This is a genomic window from Nonomuraea sp. NPDC049158, assembly GCF_040648335.1.
In the GTDB taxonomy this organism is placed as follows: domain Bacteria; phylum Actinomycetota; class Actinomycetes; order Streptosporangiales; family Streptosporangiaceae; genus Nonomuraea.
The window spans coordinates 160,218-177,797 of the sequence record NZ_JBEZDM010000013.1; the positions used below are offsets into that span (position 1 = coordinate 160,218).

22 protein-coding genes and 1 tRNA gene are annotated in these 17,580 nt (G+C 68.1%); 12 read left to right on the forward strand and 11 right to left on the reverse strand.

Translation table 11 applies throughout. The annotated features are described in order from the left end of the window. Nucleotides 1-105: 105 nt before the first annotated feature. Entirely contained in the window at nt 106-990 is an 885-nt protein-coding gene (locus tag AB0B61_RS27775; protein ID WP_358437520.1) for an NmrA/HSCARG family protein, read from the reverse strand. Between the two features lie 66 nt (nt 991-1,056). Next, the gene (locus AB0B61_RS27780) at nt 1,057-1,713 is read right to left on the reverse strand and encodes a VC0807 family protein (RefSeq protein ID WP_358437523.1); all 657 of its coding nucleotides are present in this window, start codon (nt 1,711-1,713) and stop codon (nt 1,057-1,059) included. Between the two features lie 103 nt (nt 1,714-1,816). On the opposite strand from AB0B61_RS27780, the gene AB0B61_RS27785 reads away from it, so the two are divergent. The 4 genes from AB0B61_RS27785 (at nt 1,817) to AB0B61_RS27800 (ending at nt 4,446) form a co-directional block, all read left to right on the forward strand. Further along, nucleotides 1,817-2,371: a TetR/AcrR family transcriptional regulator gene (locus AB0B61_RS27785; RefSeq protein ID WP_358437526.1), complete on the forward strand. Its 555-nt coding sequence runs from the start codon at nt 1,817-1,819 to the stop codon at nt 2,369-2,371. 174 nt (nt 2,372-2,545) lie between these two features. Continuing rightward, nucleotides 2,546-3,379 carry an ATP-binding protein gene (locus AB0B61_RS27790; protein ID WP_358437528.1) on the forward strand — a complete coding sequence of 278 codons (834 nt, stop codon included), beginning with the start codon at nt 2,546-2,548 and terminating at the stop codon, nt 3,377-3,379. A 183-nt stretch (nt 3,380-3,562) separates the two neighbouring features. Then, the gene (locus AB0B61_RS27795; RefSeq protein ID WP_358437531.1) at nt 3,563-4,300 is read left to right on the forward strand and encodes an aminoglycoside phosphotransferase family protein; all 738 of its coding nucleotides are present in this window, start codon (nt 3,563-3,565) and stop codon (nt 4,298-4,300) included. Next, nucleotides 4,297-4,446: a hypothetical protein gene (locus AB0B61_RS27800; protein WP_358437534.1), complete on the forward strand. Its 150-nt coding sequence runs from the start codon at nt 4,297-4,299 to the stop codon at nt 4,444-4,446. The genes AB0B61_RS27795 and AB0B61_RS27800 overlap by 4 nt, the downstream gene beginning before the upstream one ends. Before the next feature lie 68 nt (nt 4,447-4,514). Here the strand turns inward: AB0B61_RS27800 and AB0B61_RS27805 are convergent, their stop codons facing one another. Further along, complete coding sequence (locus AB0B61_RS27805) at nt 4,515-5,402, reverse strand: LysR family transcriptional regulator (RefSeq protein WP_358437537.1); 888 nt, start codon at nt 5,400-5,402, stop codon at nt 4,515-4,517. A 228-nt stretch (nt 5,403-5,630) separates the two neighbouring features. Here AB0B61_RS27805 and AB0B61_RS27810 point away from each other — a divergent pair, with 228 nt between their 5' ends. From AB0B61_RS27810 to AB0B61_RS27820, 3 genes are all read left to right on the forward strand, one after another. Next, nucleotides 5,631-6,002 carry a DUF4267 domain-containing protein gene (locus AB0B61_RS27810; RefSeq protein ID WP_358437539.1) on the forward strand — a complete coding sequence of 124 codons (372 nt, stop codon included), beginning with the start codon at nt 5,631-5,633 and terminating at the stop codon, nt 6,000-6,002. A gap of 76 nt (nt 6,003-6,078) precedes the next feature. Continuing rightward, on the forward strand, nt 6,079-6,585 hold the full coding sequence (locus tag AB0B61_RS27815) for a cupin domain-containing protein (protein ID WP_358437541.1): 507 nt from the start codon (nt 6,079-6,081) through the stop codon (nt 6,583-6,585). Between the two features lie 33 nt (nt 6,586-6,618). Continuing rightward, the gene (locus AB0B61_RS27820) at nt 6,619-7,032 is read left to right on the forward strand and encodes a DUF2871 domain-containing protein (RefSeq protein ID WP_358437544.1); all 414 of its coding nucleotides are present in this window, start codon (nt 6,619-6,621) and stop codon (nt 7,030-7,032) included. Nucleotides 7,033-7,042: 10 nt separating this feature from the next. On the opposite strand, the gene AB0B61_RS27825 is transcribed toward AB0B61_RS27820, so the two are convergent. The 6 genes from AB0B61_RS27825 to AB0B61_RS27850 all read right to left on the reverse strand — a co-directional run bounded on the left by AB0B61_RS27825 (nt 7,043) and on the right by AB0B61_RS27850 (nt 11,797). Continuing rightward, nucleotides 7,043-7,696 (reverse strand): HNH endonuclease family protein, encoded by a 654-nt coding sequence (locus AB0B61_RS27825; protein ID WP_358437546.1) that lies wholly within the window; start codon nt 7,694-7,696, stop codon nt 7,043-7,045. 133 nt (nt 7,697-7,829) lie between these two features. Next, entirely contained in the window at nt 7,830-8,246 is a 417-nt protein-coding gene (locus AB0B61_RS27830; RefSeq protein ID WP_358437549.1) for a hypothetical protein, read from the reverse strand. Between the two features lie 163 nt (nt 8,247-8,409). Then, on the reverse strand, nt 8,410-10,521 hold the full coding sequence (locus AB0B61_RS27835) for a transglycosylase domain-containing protein (protein WP_358437551.1): 2,112 nt from the start codon (nt 10,519-10,521) through the stop codon (nt 8,410-8,412). A 125-nt stretch (nt 10,522-10,646) separates the two neighbouring features. Beyond that, nucleotides 10,647-10,718: transfer RNA gene (locus AB0B61_RS27840), tRNA-Cys, on the reverse strand. Between the two features lie 14 nt (nt 10,719-10,732). Further along, nucleotides 10,733-11,266, reverse strand: coding sequence for a DUF4180 domain-containing protein (locus AB0B61_RS27845; RefSeq protein WP_358437554.1), 534 nt, complete (start codon nt 11,264-11,266; stop codon nt 10,733-10,735). Nucleotides 11,267-11,425: 159 nt separating this feature from the next. Beyond that, complete coding sequence (locus AB0B61_RS27850) at nt 11,426-11,797, reverse strand: hypothetical protein (RefSeq protein WP_358437557.1); 372 nt, start codon at nt 11,795-11,797, stop codon at nt 11,426-11,428. 163 nt (nt 11,798-11,960) lie between these two features. On the opposite strand from AB0B61_RS27850, the gene AB0B61_RS27855 reads away from it, so the two are divergent. The 4 genes from AB0B61_RS27855 (at nt 11,961) to AB0B61_RS27870 (ending at nt 15,005) form a co-directional block, all read left to right on the forward strand. Continuing rightward, on the forward strand, nt 11,961-13,229 hold the full coding sequence (locus AB0B61_RS27855) for a cytochrome P450 (protein ID WP_358437560.1): 1,269 nt from the start codon (nt 11,961-11,963) through the stop codon (nt 13,227-13,229). A 10-nt stretch (nt 13,230-13,239) separates the two neighbouring features. Further along, nucleotides 13,240-13,668 (forward strand): DUF6745 domain-containing protein, encoded by a 429-nt coding sequence (locus AB0B61_RS27860; RefSeq protein ID WP_358437838.1) that lies wholly within the window; start codon nt 13,240-13,242, stop codon nt 13,666-13,668. A gap of 10 nt (nt 13,669-13,678) precedes the next feature. After that, nucleotides 13,679-14,116 (forward strand): hypothetical protein, encoded by a 438-nt coding sequence (locus tag AB0B61_RS27865; protein ID WP_358437563.1) that lies wholly within the window; start codon nt 13,679-13,681, stop codon nt 14,114-14,116. A gap of 97 nt (nt 14,117-14,213) precedes the next feature. After that, entirely contained in the window at nt 14,214-15,005 is a 792-nt protein-coding gene (locus tag AB0B61_RS27870; protein WP_358437566.1) for an SDR family oxidoreductase, read from the forward strand. 7 nt (nt 15,006-15,012) lie between these two features. Here AB0B61_RS27870 and AB0B61_RS27875 read toward each other — a convergent pair whose 3' ends face one another. Next, nucleotides 15,013-15,858: a hypothetical protein gene (locus AB0B61_RS27875; protein ID WP_358437569.1), complete on the reverse strand. Its 846-nt coding sequence runs from the start codon at nt 15,856-15,858 to the stop codon at nt 15,013-15,015. A 214-nt stretch (nt 15,859-16,072) separates the two neighbouring features. Between AB0B61_RS27875 and AB0B61_RS27880 the strand changes: the two genes are divergently transcribed. After that, on the forward strand, nt 16,073-17,176 hold the full coding sequence (locus AB0B61_RS27880) for a hypothetical protein (protein ID WP_358437571.1): 1,104 nt from the start codon (nt 16,073-16,075) through the stop codon (nt 17,174-17,176). Nucleotides 17,177-17,188: 12 nt separating this feature from the next. Here the strand turns inward: AB0B61_RS27880 and AB0B61_RS27885 are convergent, their stop codons facing one another. Next, entirely contained in the window at nt 17,189-17,521 is a 333-nt protein-coding gene (locus tag AB0B61_RS27885) for a helix-turn-helix domain-containing protein (protein ID WP_358437574.1), read from the reverse strand. Nucleotides 17,522-17,580 lie beyond the last annotated feature (59 nt).

Consider the following 17,580-nt stretch of genomic DNA (forward strand, 5'->3'; position numbering starts at 1 on the left):
GCCTGGTCCGGGGGGCCACCGGCCGACAGTCCACGAGCACTACCTGAAGGAACTCGGCGAACTCTCGGCAGCTTCATGTTCGTCCCGGCCGGTGTCCATCGGTCATCACGGCCGCCAGCCAGTCGTGCGCAGATAGGAGTCCAGGGTCATCAGACCGGGGTGCTCGGCCCGCAGCTCCGCGAAGTCGGGAGCCTGCACGGCACCCTGATCGAACCACTCGAACGACTTGGCCACCTGCTCGTCGAAGGCCCGCACGTGCTCGATCGGCAACTGCTGGAACCTGGCGGGCAGGCCGGTGACGCGGCCGAATGCCTCGGCCATCTCGGCGGCCGACAGCTCGTCGCCAGCGATCTTGAGGGTGCGGCCGAGGAACCGGTCGGGGTGCTCGAACGCGATCGCGGCGAACGCGCCGATATCGCGGGTGGCGATCAGCGGCAGCCGGGTCTCGGGGCGCAGCGCGAGGCTGAGAACGACTTCGCCGTCGCCCAGCACTGGCCGGGTGAGGGTCGTGAAGTTGTCCATGAAGAAGAACGGGCGCAGAATCGTCGCCGGAACCGCGACCTCGGCGATGTACTGCTCAATCATCAGCTTGTTGGCGTAGTAGGGGATCCCGGTGTCCCGGTCGGCCCCGCTGACGGAACTGTAGACCAGGTGACCGACGCTGCTCTCCCGGGCGATGTCCACCACGGACCTGCCGCGCCGCGCTTCGGCCGCGATGCCCCCGGCGGTCACCTTCCGGCCTTCCAACATGGTCAGCACGAGGAAGACCCCATGGACCCCGCGCATCGCGGCCCGTAACGACGCCGGGTCGTCCAGGTCGCCGACAATGAGCTCGGCCCCCGCCTCGCGCAGCGTCTTGGCGGCTGACGCGTCGGTGTCGCGGACGAACGCGTGGACGGCGCGACCCCGGTCGAGCAGTTCTCGTACGGCTCCGCTGCCCTGCTGTCCGGTGGCCCCGATGACTAATATTGGCCCATTTTGATCACTCATGCACTCTCTCCTTGATAGCCGTCGATGATGGCGGCGTCAGTCAGGAATGTCGCGCCGACCCTGGTATCAAGGGCGGGCGGAGCTGTCTGGTGAATCCGTACTGGCCCCGGCGGGTTCGGCGAGGGCGGCGAGTTCGCCGCGCTTGCCGTACCAGGCGCTCCAGGCGGCGATCAGGCAGAGCGTGCCGACCAGCAGAGCGGTCGACAGCCCGGTCATCACGTCCACGGGGAGCAGGTAGATGAGCGGGATGCGGATCAGCGACTCGGCGACCAGGGCCATCACCCAGGTCAGGGTCATCACTAGATAGATGCGCCGAAAGGCCGGCTCCGCCTGGTAGAGCACCCGCCAGCGGGCCGCCGTCTTCTCGTCCTCGGCGCCGAAGCGGATGGCCAGCGCGAACGCGGCCGGCCTGCCGATCAGGCAGGTGGCCGTCAGGACGGCGGCGATCGCGAACGTGCTGACGGACTTGATGGCCAGCATGAAGCGCTCGTCGCCGGTGAAGAAGGCCAGCACCAAGCCGATGCCGAAGACCAGGCCGGTGAAGGCGGCGAAGCCGTCCAGCTTGCGCTCGCGGAGGGCGACGTAGGCGGTGCGGGCGAGGCCGACCGCAGTGGCGGTCAGCAGCGCGGTGTACTCGCTCACGTCGAACGCGCGCAGCAGGTAGTACGCGGCGATGGGCGGTGCCACATCAACCAGGATCGTCTTGACGAAGCCGCCTTTCATGACCAGGTCCTTTCCATAGCCGGGCTCCTTATCACGAAGAATTTCGCTTCAAGATAAGCCCTTGAAAGGGCTAACGCAAGGAATTTCGCGTTAAAGTGGAAGCATGCAACAGGCACGAAGGCCAGGAGGTCGCAGCGCACGCGTCCGCCAGCAGGTCCACGAAGCGGTCCTCGACCTCCTGTCAGAACAGGACTGGCACAGCCTGTCGATCCCCCAGATCGCCGAGCGTTCGGGCGTCCACCAGGCCACCGTCTATCGCCGCTGGGGGACGCTGGAGGCGCTGGTCGACGACGTGGTGATGGAACGGCTGTCGCAAGAGTCGCCGGTGCCCGACACGGGCTCGCTGCGCGGCGACCTGGAGGCCTACGCGGTCCAGCTGGCGGCGGACGTGGCCGGGCCGCTCGGCGCCCTGTACGTACGCGCCGCGCAGATCAGCACCCGAACCCACGAGCACCAGACCTACCTGACCGACCGGGCCGTCCAACTGCAGGACATGCTGGAGCGGGCGGCCAAGCGCGGGGAGGGCTCTACCGACCTGCTGGAGTTCATGGAGGTGATCATCGCGCCGGTCTACTACCACGCGATGTTCTTCAACCGCCCCATCGGCCCCGACCACGCCCGCACCCTCGTGGACCGCCTGCTCCGTCTCAGAAAGTGACCTGCCGCTCGGCGGATGACCAGTGCGCGCCTGCCGGTTTCACGGCTGTGCCGAAACTCGGATTCGTGGGGCGGGACGCGGCGGTAGCGTCTGGGGCGTGATCAAGGTGCTGCTCGCCGACGACGAGGTCCTCGTCCGGGTGGGTGTGCGAGCCGGCTGCGCGAGATCATCGGGGTGCTACGGGAGGATGGCGAGAGCGCGCCCGTGCTGCCGTCCGGCGACACCGTGGCCGCGCTGGTCGAGCGGGCCGCCGCGTCGGGGATGGCGGTGACGCTCCACGGCGAGCTGGGCCCGCTGCCGCCGATGGCCGATCGGGCGGTCTACCGGGTGGTTCAGGAGGCCCTGACCAACGCCACCAAGCACGCGCCGGGCGCGGCGGTAACCGTACGGCTGGGCAGGGATCACGCGTCTGGCGAGGCGGAGGTCATCGTGGTCAACGCGGCGCCCCCGGCCGGGCCACTGCCGACGGCTCTCGCTCGGGAAGCGGGCGGTGGCTACGGGTTGATCAGTCTGGACGAGCGGGTACGGCTGGCCGGGGGCACGCTGCGGGCGCGGCCCGCCGACGGCGGCTTCGCCGTCAGCGCTCGGTTGCCGCTCACCGCGGGGGCCGCGGCCACGCCGCCCGACTCCCAGCGGGAGCTCGCCCTGGCCCGCCGCAAGGTACGGCGCGGAGTGATCGACGCGATCTGGATGCCGATCGCGGCGGCCACCGCCCTGATGCTGCTGACCTCCGGCTACGACCTCTACACCGCGGACCGCTCGGTGCTGGACACCGGGGTGTACACGGAGCTGCGCGTCGGTCAGAGCCTGGCGTCGCTCGGGTCACGGCTGCCGGCGTACCAGGTGAACGACGGCGGGCGGCCGAGGGGCGCGCCTGCGGATCCGCGGGGTGCTGACGAGTGCCGCTTCTACCGGATCAGGGCGAGCTCGCCGTCGCCGGCGTACCGGCTGTGTTTCACCGGCGGACGGCTGTCGCACCAGGACGAGGTGCCGACCGTACGGCGTTGACGGCCGTGGCCTGTGGCGGGGATGAAGTACGTCTGGATCAGCCACTGGCCGGCGCGAAGACCGACAGCCTGAGCTGGGGGTAGAAGTCGGCCGGCAGGTCTTCGGCTCCTTGCCAGCCGAGTTTGCGGTAGAGGGCGGCGGCAGGGGCCGCGTTTGCCAGGCCATCGATGGTTGGGTAAGGGCGTGGGCAACTTAGAGATCGATGAGCACCTGGTCCGTTCCCTGGTACGCGAGCAGCACCCGGACCTTGCCGGGCTGGACCTGCGTGAGGTGGACGGCGGCTGGAGCAACCAGATGTGGCGCCTCGGGGACGAGTTGGCCGTGCGCATGCCGCGTACGCCGGACGCACCGACTTTCGTGCGCAAGGAGCACCAGTGGATGCCCGTCCTGGCGCCTCGCCTTCCGCTTCCGGTGCCGGCCATCGTGCGGATCGGTGAACCGTCCGAACCCTTTCCGTGGCCGTGGACCATTACGGCCTGGGTTCCCGGCGAGCCGGCCGACCGGGCCGCCATCACCCATGGCGGGCACGCGGCCGACAGCTTGGCGGGCTTCCTGCGAGCGCTCCATCAGCGTGCGCCGGCCGAGGCGCCGGCCGATCTGGATCACGGAGGTCCCCTCAAAGCGCTCACACGCGGCTTCGAACAGTGGATCCATCTGGTCAACGGCACCGGCGACCACCTACGAGAGGTCTGGGACGACGCCATCTCGGCCCCCGATTGGCAAGGGCCGGCGACATGGGTCCACGGTGATCTGCATCCGGCGAATGTCGTCACCGTGGACGGCACCCTCGCGGGCATCATCGACTTCGGCGCCCTCTGCGCCGGTGATCCGGCGTCGGACCTCGCGGCCGCGTGGGTGCTCCTGCCCTCAGGGCGGACACCGGATTCCTCGCCGCGTACGCCGACGCGGACGAGGCGATGATCCGGCGCGCACGAGGATGGGCGATCCTGCGCGCCCTGATGCTCATCAGCATCGGCCGGGCCGGAGACCGGGGCCTCCCCGGCGGCAAGCCGACCTGGGGGCCCGCGGGCCGCTCGACGCTCGGCCGTGTTCTGGCGTCGATCTAGGAAGCCGGCGGACTGAGTCCGTGTTCTGGCGTCGATCCAGGAAGCCGGCGGACTGAGTCGGCACGCGGTCAGAGAGCCGGGGCGCCCAGGTCGGTGATGACTTGCGCGAAAGCGCGAATGAGGTCGTTCTCCGTCTCCGTACGCCACACGATGCCGTACGCGAGAGGTTCCATGTCGGTGATCGGCAGCCACACGATGTCGGGACGTGGCCAGTAGCGAGTCGAGTGGGCCGGCAGGAGATTGACGATCTCCCCGTTACTGACCAACGAGAGCAGCTCGTCCATGTTCGCTACCAGAGGTCCGCGTTCGATCGTGCGGCCTCGGGGGGTGTGGAAGGGGATGAAGCTGTCTTCCCAGTAGCCGGGAGTGCGCCTGGCGCCGGAGTGCTGGTAGAACGCGATGTCCTCCACGGAAGCCGATGCCCGCGGCGCCAGCTCGTGGTCGGCGGCCACGGCGAGTACGCGGCGGTCCTTGAACAGGATGGGGCCCACGCTGAGGTCGGGCTCTTCGACGGGCAGCCAGGTGACCAGGATGTCGATCTCGCCGGATCGCAGGCCGGCGAACGGGTCGACGAAGGAGGCGTGGCGGAGGCGGAGCTCGCAGTGCGGGTGGCGGGCCCGGAAAGCGTCCCAGAAGGGACGGAGCTCGTGGGCGTTCACCGGCATCATCCCGATGCTCAGCCGCGCGGTCCTGCCGAGGGCGGTGTCCTTGGCCCGTCGAACCGTGTCGGCCAGTGTGAGGTAGATCGGCCGGAGGTCCTCGCGTAGCTGACGGCCGAAGGGTGTGAGGCGGACCGTGCGGCTGGTCCGGTCGAAGAGCGCCGCGCCGAGAGCACGTTCCTGCTTCTTGATCGCCTGACTGACGCGTGCGGTGGTGAGATGCAGCCGTTGGGCGGTGCGCCCGAAGTGCAGCTCGTCGGCCAGTGTCAAGAAGATCTCGATGTCGCGAAGCTCCATGATCCCTCTGGATCGTTAAGTCGAGGTTGATGCTCCGTTGTCGGATCTGGCGTTGTTCCAGATGGAAAGCGTATTCGATGCTGGAGGCCTGGCCGAGGGGAAGTCCGGCGGCCGCTCGGCCATGAGGATCAGCCCCGCTCGACCGTGATTCTAGCGCCGCTAGCGTATCTGTCGCCGTTATGTTAGCGTCACTCCTGCAACTAGCGGCGCTAGAAATTGGAGTGCATCGTGCTTACCCCCATCGCTTACGGATTCGCTGTCGTGCTCGACCTGTTCATCCTCTTCATCGGCCTGCGGTTCCTACGGGCGCCGCAGGCCGCCGCCGCCGGTTACGGCGTGCCTGCCAAGAAAGACGGGGACGCCGTCTACCTGACCGTCAAGGGCCAACGCGACGCCGTCTACGGCATCGTCGGCCTGGTCCTGCTCTTCTTCGTGGGGGTCCGCGCTGAGGCCTGGTTCATGCTGGTCGTCGCCCTCCTCCCCCTCACCGACACCCTCATCGTCCTGCGCAATGGCGGCACCAAGGCGGTGGCGTTCGGCATCCACTTCGCCACTGCCGTGGTCGTGCTCATCTGCGCGGTCCTGCTGTTCCTCGCCTGAGCCTGAGCCTGAGCCCGAGTCCCGAGCCTGAGCCCCGAGCCTGAGCCTGAGTCCCGAGCCTGAAGGAGTCATCGAAATGTCGCTCATCCTGCCCAGCTCCGACAAGAACGCGAACAAGTCCGTCATCGTCCGCTCCGGGGACGCCGAAGTGATCGGCCAGGCCCCCACCACCATCCGGCTGCTGGCCGACAGCAGCTCAACCGGTGGCGCGCTGTCGACCCAGCGGGTCACGCTCGCGAACGGCGCGGACGGCGCCAAACCGCACCGCCACGACGGCTCCGCCGAGCTGTTCTACATGCTCGACGGCACCGCGCAGCTGTTGTCCGGCGAGCAGGTCGTCACCGCCGAGCGCGGGGACCTCGTGATCGTGCCGGCCGGTCTTCCCCATGCCTTCGCCGCGGCGCCGGGAGAGGACGCCGACATCCTCATCGTCATCACTCCGGGCGTCGAGCGGTTTGAGTATTTCCGCCACCTGGAACGCATCGCGTACGGCAAGGTGCCGCCGGAAAGCCTCCTCGACGTGCAGGAGCTCTACGACACCTACTTCCTCACCAGTATGACCTGGAACGACGCCAGGCCCTGAAGCTGATCAACCTCTAGAACAAAGGTGGTAATCGTGAAAAAGCTCTATTATGCGGCGCACACCTACATGATCATTGGCGTGATCAGTGGTCTGTACTATCGCGAGCTCACCAAGTTGACCGACTTCACGGGAGACACCCAGCTCGGAGTGGTGCACACGCACCTGCTCGCGCTCGGCATGCTCTTCTACCTCGTCGTGCTGGCGTTGGAGAAGCTGTTCACCTTGTCGGCCAGCAGGCTCTTCAACTGGTCCTTCTGGGTGTACAACGCCGGTCTCGCGTTAACCGTGCTGATAATGATCATTCACGGCACCCAGACGGTCCTGGGCGCCCAGACCAGTGAGATGATCTCCGGCCTCGCCGGGCTGGGGCACATCGTGCTGACCGTGGGCTTGGTCCTTTTCTTCATCAACCTCGGCAAGCGGATCCCTGCCAAAGACTCATCCTGACGGGGCCGACTCAGCAGGTGCGGAGCATGTTGAGCAGGGCCACCCTCTCCCGTCGGGTCACGCGGAGCCGGTAGTGATGCTTCACGGTGATCCACGAGGTCGCGTACCGGCACCAATAGGCGCGGCGCGGCGGACGCCAGCTCTGCGGACCTTGGCCGCCCTTGGCGATGTTGGCGGAGTGGCTGGTCACCAGCAGCTCGGGGCGGGTGAGGTCGTTGGCGAAGGCGCGGCGCCGCGCCTGGCTCCACTTGCTGGCACCGGAACGCCAGGCGTACGCCAACGGCACGACATGGTCGACGTCGACCAGTCTTTCGCTCTTCAGCCGCTTTCCGTCGTACGGGCTGTACCAGACGCCTTTGACCGGCTGGCAGGCGGCGTTTCTACGTACGTGTCGCCCGTCGCGGGCCAGGACCGCCTCTCGCGCGTCGCACCTGCCCTTGTGGTGCGCCCACCGGGGCATGAACCGCCGGTGGCTGTAACCACGGATGGATAAGGGCCTGGCGATTTTCAGCTGGGCCAGCATGCGGCGGCCCGCCGTCCCGCCCTCGGTCTGCGACCGTTTACGCACGTCGGCTGCCGCCGGGGGCGTGGCCGTGGCAGCCGTGATCGGGATGGCCAGAAGGGTGAGTACGGCGACCCCCACCGTCCGCCTCAAAAAGATCATGCCTCTACCCTTACCAGCTACTCCCGCCGACCGCGATATTCAGCGCAGAGACACTGCGGGAGCGACGACGGTTCCCACAGGTCCGTGGTGCTGACGGACCGTGTGGGAGGAATCGCTCGCCGCGTCGCCCGGTTTAGTAGATGCGGTACTTGCGGCCGCAGTTGTCGAACTTGCCCGCCCAGCAGGTGAACGTGTACACCTTCTTGATCCCACGCCCGCTCCAGCGGCCGACGACCTTGCCGTCCCACGACTGGTTGAACTTGTGCCAGCCGCCGTTCTTGTAGTACTCGAACCACACCCAGCCCTTCTTGCCGCCGACCTTGTCCACCCCGTGCCACGTCGTGAAGACCGTCCCACCGCTCTTCCACGTCCTGCCGAACGTGTACGCCTTGCGGTCACTGGAGAAGAACTTGCCCCAGTTCACCGTGAAGGTGGTCGCACTCGCCGTGGTGGTCGTGGTCTGGGTGCTCGCCTGGGCGGCCGGGCTGAGAGCGATACCGGTGAAGGCCATCGAGCCGGCCAGAGCCGCGATCGCAAAGGTCTTACGCATTGGGTCCCTCCCCCTTATTCGGTGCTGCCGGGTTCGTCCGGCAGGACAGACATTAGGGAGACGGCCAGCGATCAACTGTGGAGAAATCCACACATCCAAGGTGATCAGCACCACACGCGTACGGGACATCCAACCAGCGGTTTCGCGCGAACGCCCGCTCGCTTCAGGGGTCAGGCGTGCTGTCGTCCTCGGCTGACGTCGGCGCCGGTCGGCAACCCTGGGAGCAGCCTCCGAATCGCGCGGTGTCGGTGGGGGAGAACGACGTCGGGGGCACGCCCGCCAACGCGCCGATCATCGTGTCCTTCCAGATCGGCCCGGGAAGGGTGGCACCCGCCACCATCCCGTAGTACCGCCCGCCGATCGTCACCCCGGTCAGCTTGTGGTCCTGGGAGCCGCGCGGGTCCCCGATGCTCACCGCGGCCGCCAGGTCCGGGGTGAACCCGGCGAACCACGCCGAAGCGTAGTTGTCAGTGGTGCCGGTCTTGCCCGCCGCGTCCCGCCCGATGCCCCCGACGTCGCGCATCGTGCCCTTGGTGAGCACGCCGGACAGCACGTCGGCCGTCGCGTCGGCGATCGCGGGGTCGAGCGCCTGACGGCACTTCGGCCGGTACCGGGTGGCCTTGCCGTCGCGGTCGGTGACGCGGGTGATCGCCGTCGGCGCGCAGTACTTGCCGCGGGCCGCGATCGCCGCGTACGCGGTGGCCACGGTCACCGGGTCCATCTCGTTGATGCCGAGCGTGAACGTCTCGTACTCCTGCAGCTTCCGCCCGTCCGCGCGGCGGATGCCCAGTGACTTGGCCGTGGTGACCGTCTCGCAGAGCCCGGCCCGCCGCTCGAGTTCCATGAAGAAGGTGTTCACCGAGGCCCAGGTGCCGGTCCGCAGCGTCTTCCAGCCCGGTGAGCCTTCGTCGTTGGTGACCGTGTGCGTCGGGTCGCCGATGTTCTCGCCCTTGCAGTTCTTGAACGTCGAATATCCCGGGGCCCGGTATCCGGCGCCCGCGCTCAGGCCGTCGTCGAGCTTCATGCCGTTCTTCAGCGCGCTGATCAGGGTGAAGGTCTTGAACGTGGAGCCGGCCTGGAACCCGGTGCCGCCGCCGTGCACGGCGTCCGCGACGAGGTTGTAGGAGATCTCGTTCTTGGCGCGGTCGCCGCCGTACGGCCTGCTCGCGGCCATGGCCCTGATCGCTCCGGTGCCCGGCTGGACCAGCGCCTCGGCGGCGACGGGGTCGTCGGAGGCGTACACGTACTTCTTGATCGCCCGATCCGCGGCCCGCTGCATGCCGGGGTCGATCGTGGTCCTGATCGTCAGGCCGCCGCGGTTGAGCATCGCCAGGCGCGCCGCGGCGGTCTTGCCGAAGTCGGGGTTGTTGAGGATCTCCTGCCGGACATACAGGCAGAAGTACGGGTATTTGCTGGATTCGCAGCCGCCGGGGAGTTTGGTGCCCTTGTAGCCGAGTTTGGTGGCCTTCGCCGCGGCCGCCTCGGCCGGGGTGATCTTGCCTAGCTCGGCCATCCGGTTCAGCACGACGTTACGGCGGTTCAGGAGCCTGTCGCGGTGCTTCCTGTCGATGTTCGGGTCGGTGGCGTTCGGGTCCTGTACGGCTCCCGCCAGCGTCGCCGCCTGTGGCAGGGTGAGCCGGTCGGCCTTGACGCCGAAGAACCGCTTGGCTGCCGCCTCGACACCGTAGGCACCGGCCCCGAAGTAGGCGATGTTCAGATATTTCCCGAGGATCTGGTCTTTGGTGTACTTCTTCTCGACCCCCATGGCGTACCGCAGCTCGTTCAGCTTGCGCCCGTAGCTGGCCTCCAAGGCCGCGTTCCGCTCCGCGTCCGTGTCGGCGGAGTTGAGCAGCACCTGCTTGACGTACTGCTGGGTGATGCTGGACCCGCCCTGGCTCACCTTGCCCGCCCGCAGGTTCTTGGCCAGTGCCCGTACGGTGCCCTCGATGTCGATCGCGCCGTGCTCGTAGAAGCGGTAGTCCTCGATCGCGACGATCGCCGTCTTCATGACCTCGGCGACCTGGTCGAGGCCGACGACCTCGCGATACTCCTCGTAGAAGCGGGCGATCTCGCTCCCCTTGGCGTCCTGCACGATCGTCACCTCGGCCGGCGGCGGCTCGACGAGGGCGACCGGCTCGAGATCCGCCTCGCCCACCGCCGACACGAACCCGAGCGCCGCACCCCCCACGGCCGGAACCGCGATCCCCGCTACGAGCAGACCCGCGGCCACCCCGGCCGCAGTAAGCCGTACGATCTTCGTCCCCCGACGCGCCACCAATGCTCCTCTTGTTGACAGAGGGCAGGAGCAAATCAGAACTGAGCGAAAGATGTCTAATAGCGCTATATGGTCGGGATCAATATCCAATTCGGTATGAGCCCTGGTCAAGGGGCAGAAGAGAGAGGCCGTGACCGGATTCGAACCGGCGTCCACCGCTTTGCAGGCGATTCCCTGAACCACTCGGGCACACGGCCAAGCAGACGAACGGTCAGGCGCCGGCGCGCCGGGCCAGACGCTCGTCGAGGTGCTCCGGGCTGGACAGGAACCAGACGTGATCACCCTGGTTCGTCTCATGAACGAAGTCACGCAAGGCCGAGCTCGCCGTCGTGTGCTGGGAGATGTCACCCATGATCACCAGAAGCAGCCGGTACGTCGTGAACTTCTGCATGATGTCACCCGCGATCCGGGTGCGGAGTTGGAAGAAGGCGTCGTCGAGCCGTTCCGCCGGTATGACGATCACCTCGGCGCGCTGCCCCCATGCCTCGCCCACCAGATCGGTGGCGGCGCGTTCGTCCTTGATCGGTTCGCCATCAGGGGCGCATGAGAGAACACGGAATCCCTGAATAAGGGAAAGAGTTTCGGGCATGAAAGTATCCGCTCTTTTCGAAAAGGGAAGAAAATCAAAAGTGCGCGCGGAGGTTATTCGGCTGCGCGGCGAGAAACCGCCTGCGGGGCGGTGTGTGAGGGAGGGTTGCGCGTCAGGCGCGACAACAGCGACAACAGGACGAAGCGGCCGGATCACAGGTGGAGCAGACCATCATGGCCGCTACCTTCCTGTCCATCGTCCGGCTCCTGACCTTCGTCTTCAGGCGGTGGGTGAATTAACGCCTGGTTGTCATTTTCCAAAACGACAATAGCGACGGATATCGGCGACGTCAATCGCGGCAACTCGCGAGGAGGATCAGCGCCTGCTTTCGAGGACCGACTGCGCGTTCGCCATGTCGTCGGTGGCGATGACGATCCGTACACCGCCGAAGGTCGTGTAGGCGAGGTCGATGTTGACGTTGGCGTCGGCGAGCTGCCGGGTCAGCTCGCCGAGGGCGCCTGGACGGTCGTCCATGTCCGCCACGAGTACGGAGCGCTCGTCGGCGATCCCCATCCCGGCGCCTTCGAACGCCTCCCGGCATCTGATGGCGGCCTCGTCATCGACGAGCACGTGTACGACACCCTTGCCCTCTCCGGTGAAAGCCGCGAGGCCCTGGATGTTCACGCCCGCCTCGCCGGTGATCCTGCCAAGCCGGGCCAGCTCACCCGGCTGATCATTGAGGATCACAACAATATCTGTTGGCATCGTCCGCAGATCCTCTCACTAGACCTCAAATGCGACAAAGCGCAAGCGAGGCGACATTAATGAGGAAATTTCCCACTAAACGGCAACGTATCGAGCCTTTGGGCAAAGCTTGTCCGGCGCATATCCCACCCGCGACCATAGGCACGTGAACCCACAGGCGTTCTACCGCGACCCGTACCCCGTCTACACCGAGGCTCGCCGGACGCAAGGGCTTACCTTCGTACCCGAGCTGGACGCCTGGCTGGTGAGCAGGCGCGAAGACGTACGCGAGGTGCTGGGCAATCCTGAGCAGTTCTCATCGGCGGGCGCGCTGCGGCCCGACCACCTGCCGAGCAAGGCCGCGCTCTCGGTGCTGAGCCAGGGGTTCGGCGGAGCGCGGACGGTGCTCGGCGCCGATGGCGACGCGCACCGGCGCCTGCGCCGGCCCCTCGTCAGAGGGCTGTCGCACGCCAAGGTGGCCGCCGCGCTCCCGTTCGTCACCGAGCGGGCCGAGGCGCTCATCGGCTCCTTCGCCGGCGACGGCCAGGTCGAGTGGATGGAGGCGTACGCCAGGCCGCTGCCCGCCGCCGTGATCGGCCACCTGGTCGGCCTGGACCCCGCCGACGTACCTGGCGCGATTCGCGGGGTGCAGGGAGCGGAGAGGCTGGTGTTCACCGAACTGACGGAGACCGAGCAGGTCGAGGTCGCGAACGAGATCGTGGACACGCAGCGGCTGCTCGACGGCTACGCTCGCGCGCGGCGGCGGGATCCGCGTGACGACCTGTTCACGGAGATGGTCCGCGACCTGGCCCCCGGCTCCGAGGACCTCACGCTCGACCAGCGCAAGGAGATCGTGTCCAACGTCCAGAACCTGCTGCTGGCCGGCCACCTGACGACGACCGCGCTGCTCGGCACCGTGGTGCTGAACCTGCTGCGTGATCGCCGCCAGTGGGAACTGCTCTGCGAGCAGCCGCGGCTCATCGCCGCGGCCATCGAGGAGGCACTCCGGTTCGAGGCGCCGGTCCAGGGCTTCCGGCGTACGGTCACCACCCCGGTGACGCTGAGCGGCACCGAACTGCACGAGGGCGACGTGGTCTTCGTGTCCTTCGCCTCAGCCGGCCGCGACGCTGACGCCGCCGCGCGGGCGGACACCGACGTACGGGCGGACACCGACGTACGGGCGGACAGCGATGTGCAGGCGGACGGCGACGTGCGGGCAGACGAGTTCGACATCGGGCGGGAAGCCTTCCGCCACCTGTCCTTCGGCCACGGTCCGCACGGGTGTCCGGGCTCGCAACTCGCCAAGGAACAGGTCCGGATATCCCTGGAAATCCTGATCCGCGAACTCCCCGGCCTGCGCCTGGCCCGCACCGACATCACGATGGCCCCCACCCTCATCCACCGCTCTCCCGAGGCGCTCCTCCTCACCTGGTAGGGGGGTCTGGCTGCACTGTGCCGACGGCCCGGCGGTGCGTTACGCCGACGGGTGGGACGTGTACGCCTGGCACGGCACCCAGGTGCCCTCCTGGGTGATCACGGGTCCGGACGTCCACCGGATCGCCCAGGAGGCCAACGTCGAGGTCAGGCGGTGCGCGATCGAGCGCATCGGCTGGGCCTCGTACATCGAACAGGCCGGCCTGCGCCTCATCGCCGCCGCGCCGGACCCCGGCAACCCCGGGTCGGAACTGCGGCTGTACGACATGCGCAAGGAGACCAAGGTGCTCCTCGCGGTCAACGGGTCCGTCGAACGCGACGGGCACCGCCGCCGGTACGGGCTGACCGTGCCGGGGTTCCTCAACGACCCGCTCGACGCCGCCGGCTGGACCTACGGGCTGTCCGCCGAGCAGTACTCCCTTCTCGTACGCCGAACCTGAGGTGATCCCCATGACTGTGACTCTCGCTTCCCTCTCCCAGCGGACCGGACTCGCCGTGCTCGACCATCTCGAGCAGTCGGTGAGCATCCCCGTCGTCGACGGGCTCCAAGCCCAGGGCGACCTCATCGTCATCCCGCTCTCCGTCGTCGCGTCGTCCGTACGGCCATGGATCCCGACCACCTGGACGGACGTACCGCCCGAAGGGGTCGAACTCCTGCGTGGCGCCGCCGGCGGCAACCCGCACACGCTCGTCGCCGACCCGGGCACCTGCCGCTGGACGGTTGACGTGATGGACTCCGACCGGCTGGCGATCGGCATCTTCGAGACCTCCGCCGTCGCCTACCTGCTGCATCCCGAACACGGGGCCACGGGCTGCACGCCGGGCACGTACGTCATCCGGCGGCAGCGCGAGCACGAGGGCCAGAGGAGCCGCCTCGTGGCGGACTGAATCCACGCCGACACCCCTGCGGCGCACGCGAACCCGGTGCGCCGCAGGCGGTGCCCGATGATGGAGGGGCACGTGTGGACAGTCTGCGGGAGGTTCGGTGGAACTCGGGTTGAGGGACAAGGTCGCCGTCATCACCGGTGGCAGCTCCGGGATCGGCCTGGCCGTGGCACAGGGGCTCGCGGCAGAGGGCGCGCATCTCGTACTCGCCGCCCGTGTCGGCGACCGCCTGGAGGAGTCGGCGCGCGGCATCCGCGAAGCCCACGGCGTGCGCGTGGTGCCCGTCCCGTGTGACGTGGCGACCGCGGACGGCACGGCGATGCTGATCGAGGCGGCCGAAGAGGGCTTCGGGGGCGCGGACATCCTGGTCAACAACGCCGGAGCCGGGTCCAACGAGACCATACTCGAGGCCCCGGACGAGAAGTGGCAGGCGTACTGGGACCTGCACGTCATGGCGGCGGTACGCCTGGCCCGCGGACTCGTGCCCGGCATGCGGCGGCGCGGTGGCGGGGTGATCCTGCACAACGCGTCGATCTGCGCCGTGCAGCCACTGTGGTACGAACCCATTTACAACGTGACGAAGGCCGCATTGATGATGTTCTCCAAGACGCTGTCGACGGAGGTCATCGACCACAACATCCGGGTGAACTGCGTCAACCCCGGCCTGGTCCTCACCCCCGACTGGGTGAAGACCGCCAAGCAGCTGACCGCGGACAGCGGCGGGGACTGGCAGGCGCACCTCGACGAGGTCGCGCGGGAGCACGCGCCGATCAAGCGGTTCGCCACCCCGGAGGAGGTGGCGGACTTCATGGTCTTCCTGTGTTCGGAGCGGGCCGGCTATTCGGTGGGCTCCACTTACTTCGTCGACGGCGGGATGCTCAAGACGGTATGAGCCGGGGTCAGGTGAAGTGCGCCTCGGCTCGTAGCCTGCCGGAGGTGTCCTGGACGCTCAGCTGCCCCGACTCCGGTGAGCCGGAGACGACGAACGGCTCCCCCTCGAAGACGGGACGGCGCAGGCGGTAGGTCAGCCCGGTGATCCGCCGCCCCAGGGCGTGCCGTCGGGGCAGCTCGGCCATGAGGACGGCGAGCAGCGGGCCGTGCACGACGAGGCCAGGGTAGCGCTCGACGTCCGTGCAGTAGCGCTGGTCGTAGTGGATGCGGTGGGCGTTGGCGGTGAGCGCGCTGAAACGGAACAGCAGCGGCGGAGTCGCGGTAACCGCTAGCCGCCACGCGGCATCAGCATCCGCAGGACCAGCTCCGGGCGGCGGAAGCGTCTCGCCGGGAGTCGCCCCCTCGGTCGGCGGGTCCGAGCGGTAGACCAGGTCCTGCTCGTCGACCAGCCGCAGCTCCCCAGCCTGCCGGTACTCGTACCGCACCGTGACGAACAACAACTCTCCCGTCCGCCCCTCCTTCGGCGTGACGGCCGTCAGCTCAGCGGTCCGTACGGCGGGCCGCCCCATCTCCAGCCCCCGCCGCGCCCGCATCCGCCCGCCCGCGATCATCCGCCGCCGATGCGGGATGGGCGGCAGGAAGCGACCCTCGGCCGGATGGCCGTCGAGGCCGAGGGCGGCCTGCGGCGGCCACTCCAGGAAGTACAGCCACTGCCACGGCAACGGCAGCGCCTCACCGGCGGGCGGCGGCGCGTCGAGGACCGCCGCCAGGGCCGCCGCGGGCTGGGGCGAGATGATGTCTTCGCTGGTCACGGGCTTGGGCTGCCAGTCGCGTAGGTAATCCAAGAGCGTCATTCGCCTACCACCTCTTGAGTGCGCGACCGGGCCACCACGGCAGCGGTTCGCCCGGCACCTCATCGGTACGAGGCTATCGGCGAGGCAGGCGACGAAGGGCAGGTGGTCGCCCCAACTGGTCCGGACAGGCGGCAGGTGGTGACCCCAACTGGCGGAAGAGCCGTCCCGACAGCCCCGGGGACGGTTAGTGTCACTTCGGACACGAGGAGTGACGATGACCATGCTGGCGCGGGCCGTTGAGCTCAAGGCCGAGCTGATCCACTTTGCCACCTCCGGCAGGTTCGAGCGCGACCTGAGCGAGGTGCTCGACCGCTTCTACGCCGACGACCCGCCCGCCGACGAGGCCGCGGCCTTCCTGCCCATCGACTACTTCGCCCACCAGCACCTGCTGACCAGTGGCGACACGGTCATCGACCGGTTCCTGCGCGAGCGGCCCGACCTGGCCAGGGCCGAGGTCGAGCTGCTGACGAGCTGGAAGGACGTGGTCGAGGGGGTGTTCGAGGTGCGGGTGGTCGACGGCGCGGCCGTGCGGCTGTTCAACCTCGTGGACGAGCTGGTCTACCGGGCGTTCTCCAGCCTGGGTGAGGCGGCGTTCGAGGAGCTGCGCCCAGGGATGTACGTGGTGGGCAGGCTGGTGCCGCTCGGCCTCGACTGGCTGATCAGCGGCACGCCCGCCGTGCACGCCGCCGGCACGCGCGACACGCTCCTGTCGGTGGCCGCGCACATCGCGCTGGAGCATCCCGACTGGGTGTTCCGCAACCCGGTGCTGCTGACGCGGGCCAGGGAGCTGCAGAGCGAGCAGCGCCGGTGCTTCATCGGCCACTTCGGGGCCGACCTGGTCGTGCTGCGGCCCGCCGAGCTGCCCGACCGTATGCGCGGCTACCTGGCCTACCAGTCGGGTCGCCTGGGCGGCGCGCCGCCGACCACGCGGGAGCTGCCCGTGCGGATGGACGGGGTCGAGACGGTGGCCCTGATCTTCGACGAGGTGGCGGGGCTCGGCTACTACGCCGACTTCGGCAAGCTGGAGGAGGTCTTCCTGGACCCCGGTCTGGTCGCCCGGCGGCCCTATCGCGAGCTGGTCAGCGCCTACCTCCGGGGCGACGCCGTCTCGCCGGTGCCGATCCGGCGGCTGGCCGAACGCGATCCCGAGAAGGCCGGCGCGGTCTTCGCGAAACTGCTCAACAAGCGCGGCTTCGACTGGGAGCGCAGCGGCGAGCTGCTGCTGCGCACCCACAAGCCAGCACATTTCACCGCTCGGCCCCTGCCCACGGTCATACCGGTCACCGAGGCCATCGCCGAACATGTGGGAGCCGCCTGACGCCCCCCAAGGTCAGGAGGCCTTCTCCTCCGGGAGCGGGATCCACTTGTGCGCCCAGACGACCAGCTCGTCTATGACCGGGCGCAGCTCCTCGCCCATCTCCGTCAGGTGGTATTCGACCCTGACCGGCGAGGTGTCGAGCACTCGCCGCTCGATGAGCCCGGCCGCCTCCAGCTCCCGCAGGCGCCGGGCGAGCATCGTGTCGTTGACTCCGGGGATGGCCGCTTTGAGCGCGGCGTAGCGGTGCGCGCCTTTGAAGATCACTTGCAGCACGGCGCCCGACCATCGGGCGCCGATCAGTTCGAGGGCGGTGTGGAACCGGACGCACACCGAATCATTGCTCACGCCGTAGATCTTACCCAACCGCGACCTCATTTGCTAAGAAATGTGTAGTTACTCAATAA

Bases quoted from the DNA above. Each gene is read 5' to 3' on its own strand.
- AB0B61_RS27830 (WP_358437549.1), bottom strand. From the start codon at position 8,246: ATGCGTAAGACCTTTGCGATCGCGGCTCTGGCCGGCTCGATGGCCTTC.
- AB0B61_RS27815 (WP_358437541.1), top strand. From the start codon at position 6,079: ATGTCGCTCATCCTGCCCAGCTCCGACAAGAACGCGAACAAGTCCGTC.
- AB0B61_RS27875 (WP_358437569.1), bottom strand. From the start codon at position 15,858: ATGACGCTCTTGGATTACCTACGCGACTGGCAGCCCAAGCCCGTGACC.
- AB0B61_RS27780 (WP_358437523.1), bottom strand. From the start codon at position 1,713: ATGAAAGGCGGCTTCGTCAAGACGATCCTGGTTGATGTGGCACCGCCC.
- AB0B61_RS27800 (WP_358437534.1), top strand. From the start codon at position 4,297: ATGATCCGGCGCGCACGAGGATGGGCGATCCTGCGCGCCCTGATGCTC.
- AB0B61_RS27880 (WP_358437571.1), top strand. From the start codon at position 16,073: ATGACCATGCTGGCGCGGGCCGTTGAGCTCAAGGCCGAGCTGATCCAC.
- AB0B61_RS27825 (WP_358437546.1), bottom strand. From the start codon at position 7,696: ATGATCTTTTTGAGGCGGACGGTGGGGGTCGCCGTACTCACCCTTCTG.
- AB0B61_RS27805 (WP_358437537.1), bottom strand. From the start codon at position 5,402: ATGGAGCTTCGCGACATCGAGATCTTCTTGACACTGGCCGACGAGCTG.
- AB0B61_RS27785 (WP_358437526.1), top strand. From the start codon at position 1,817: ATGCAACAGGCACGAAGGCCAGGAGGTCGCAGCGCACGCGTCCGCCAG.
- AB0B61_RS27865 (WP_358437563.1), top strand. From the start codon at position 13,679: ATGACTGTGACTCTCGCTTCCCTCTCCCAGCGGACCGGACTCGCCGTG.
- AB0B61_RS27775 (WP_358437520.1), bottom strand. From the start codon at position 990: ATGAGTGATCAAAATGGGCCAATATTAGTCATCGGGGCCACCGGACAG.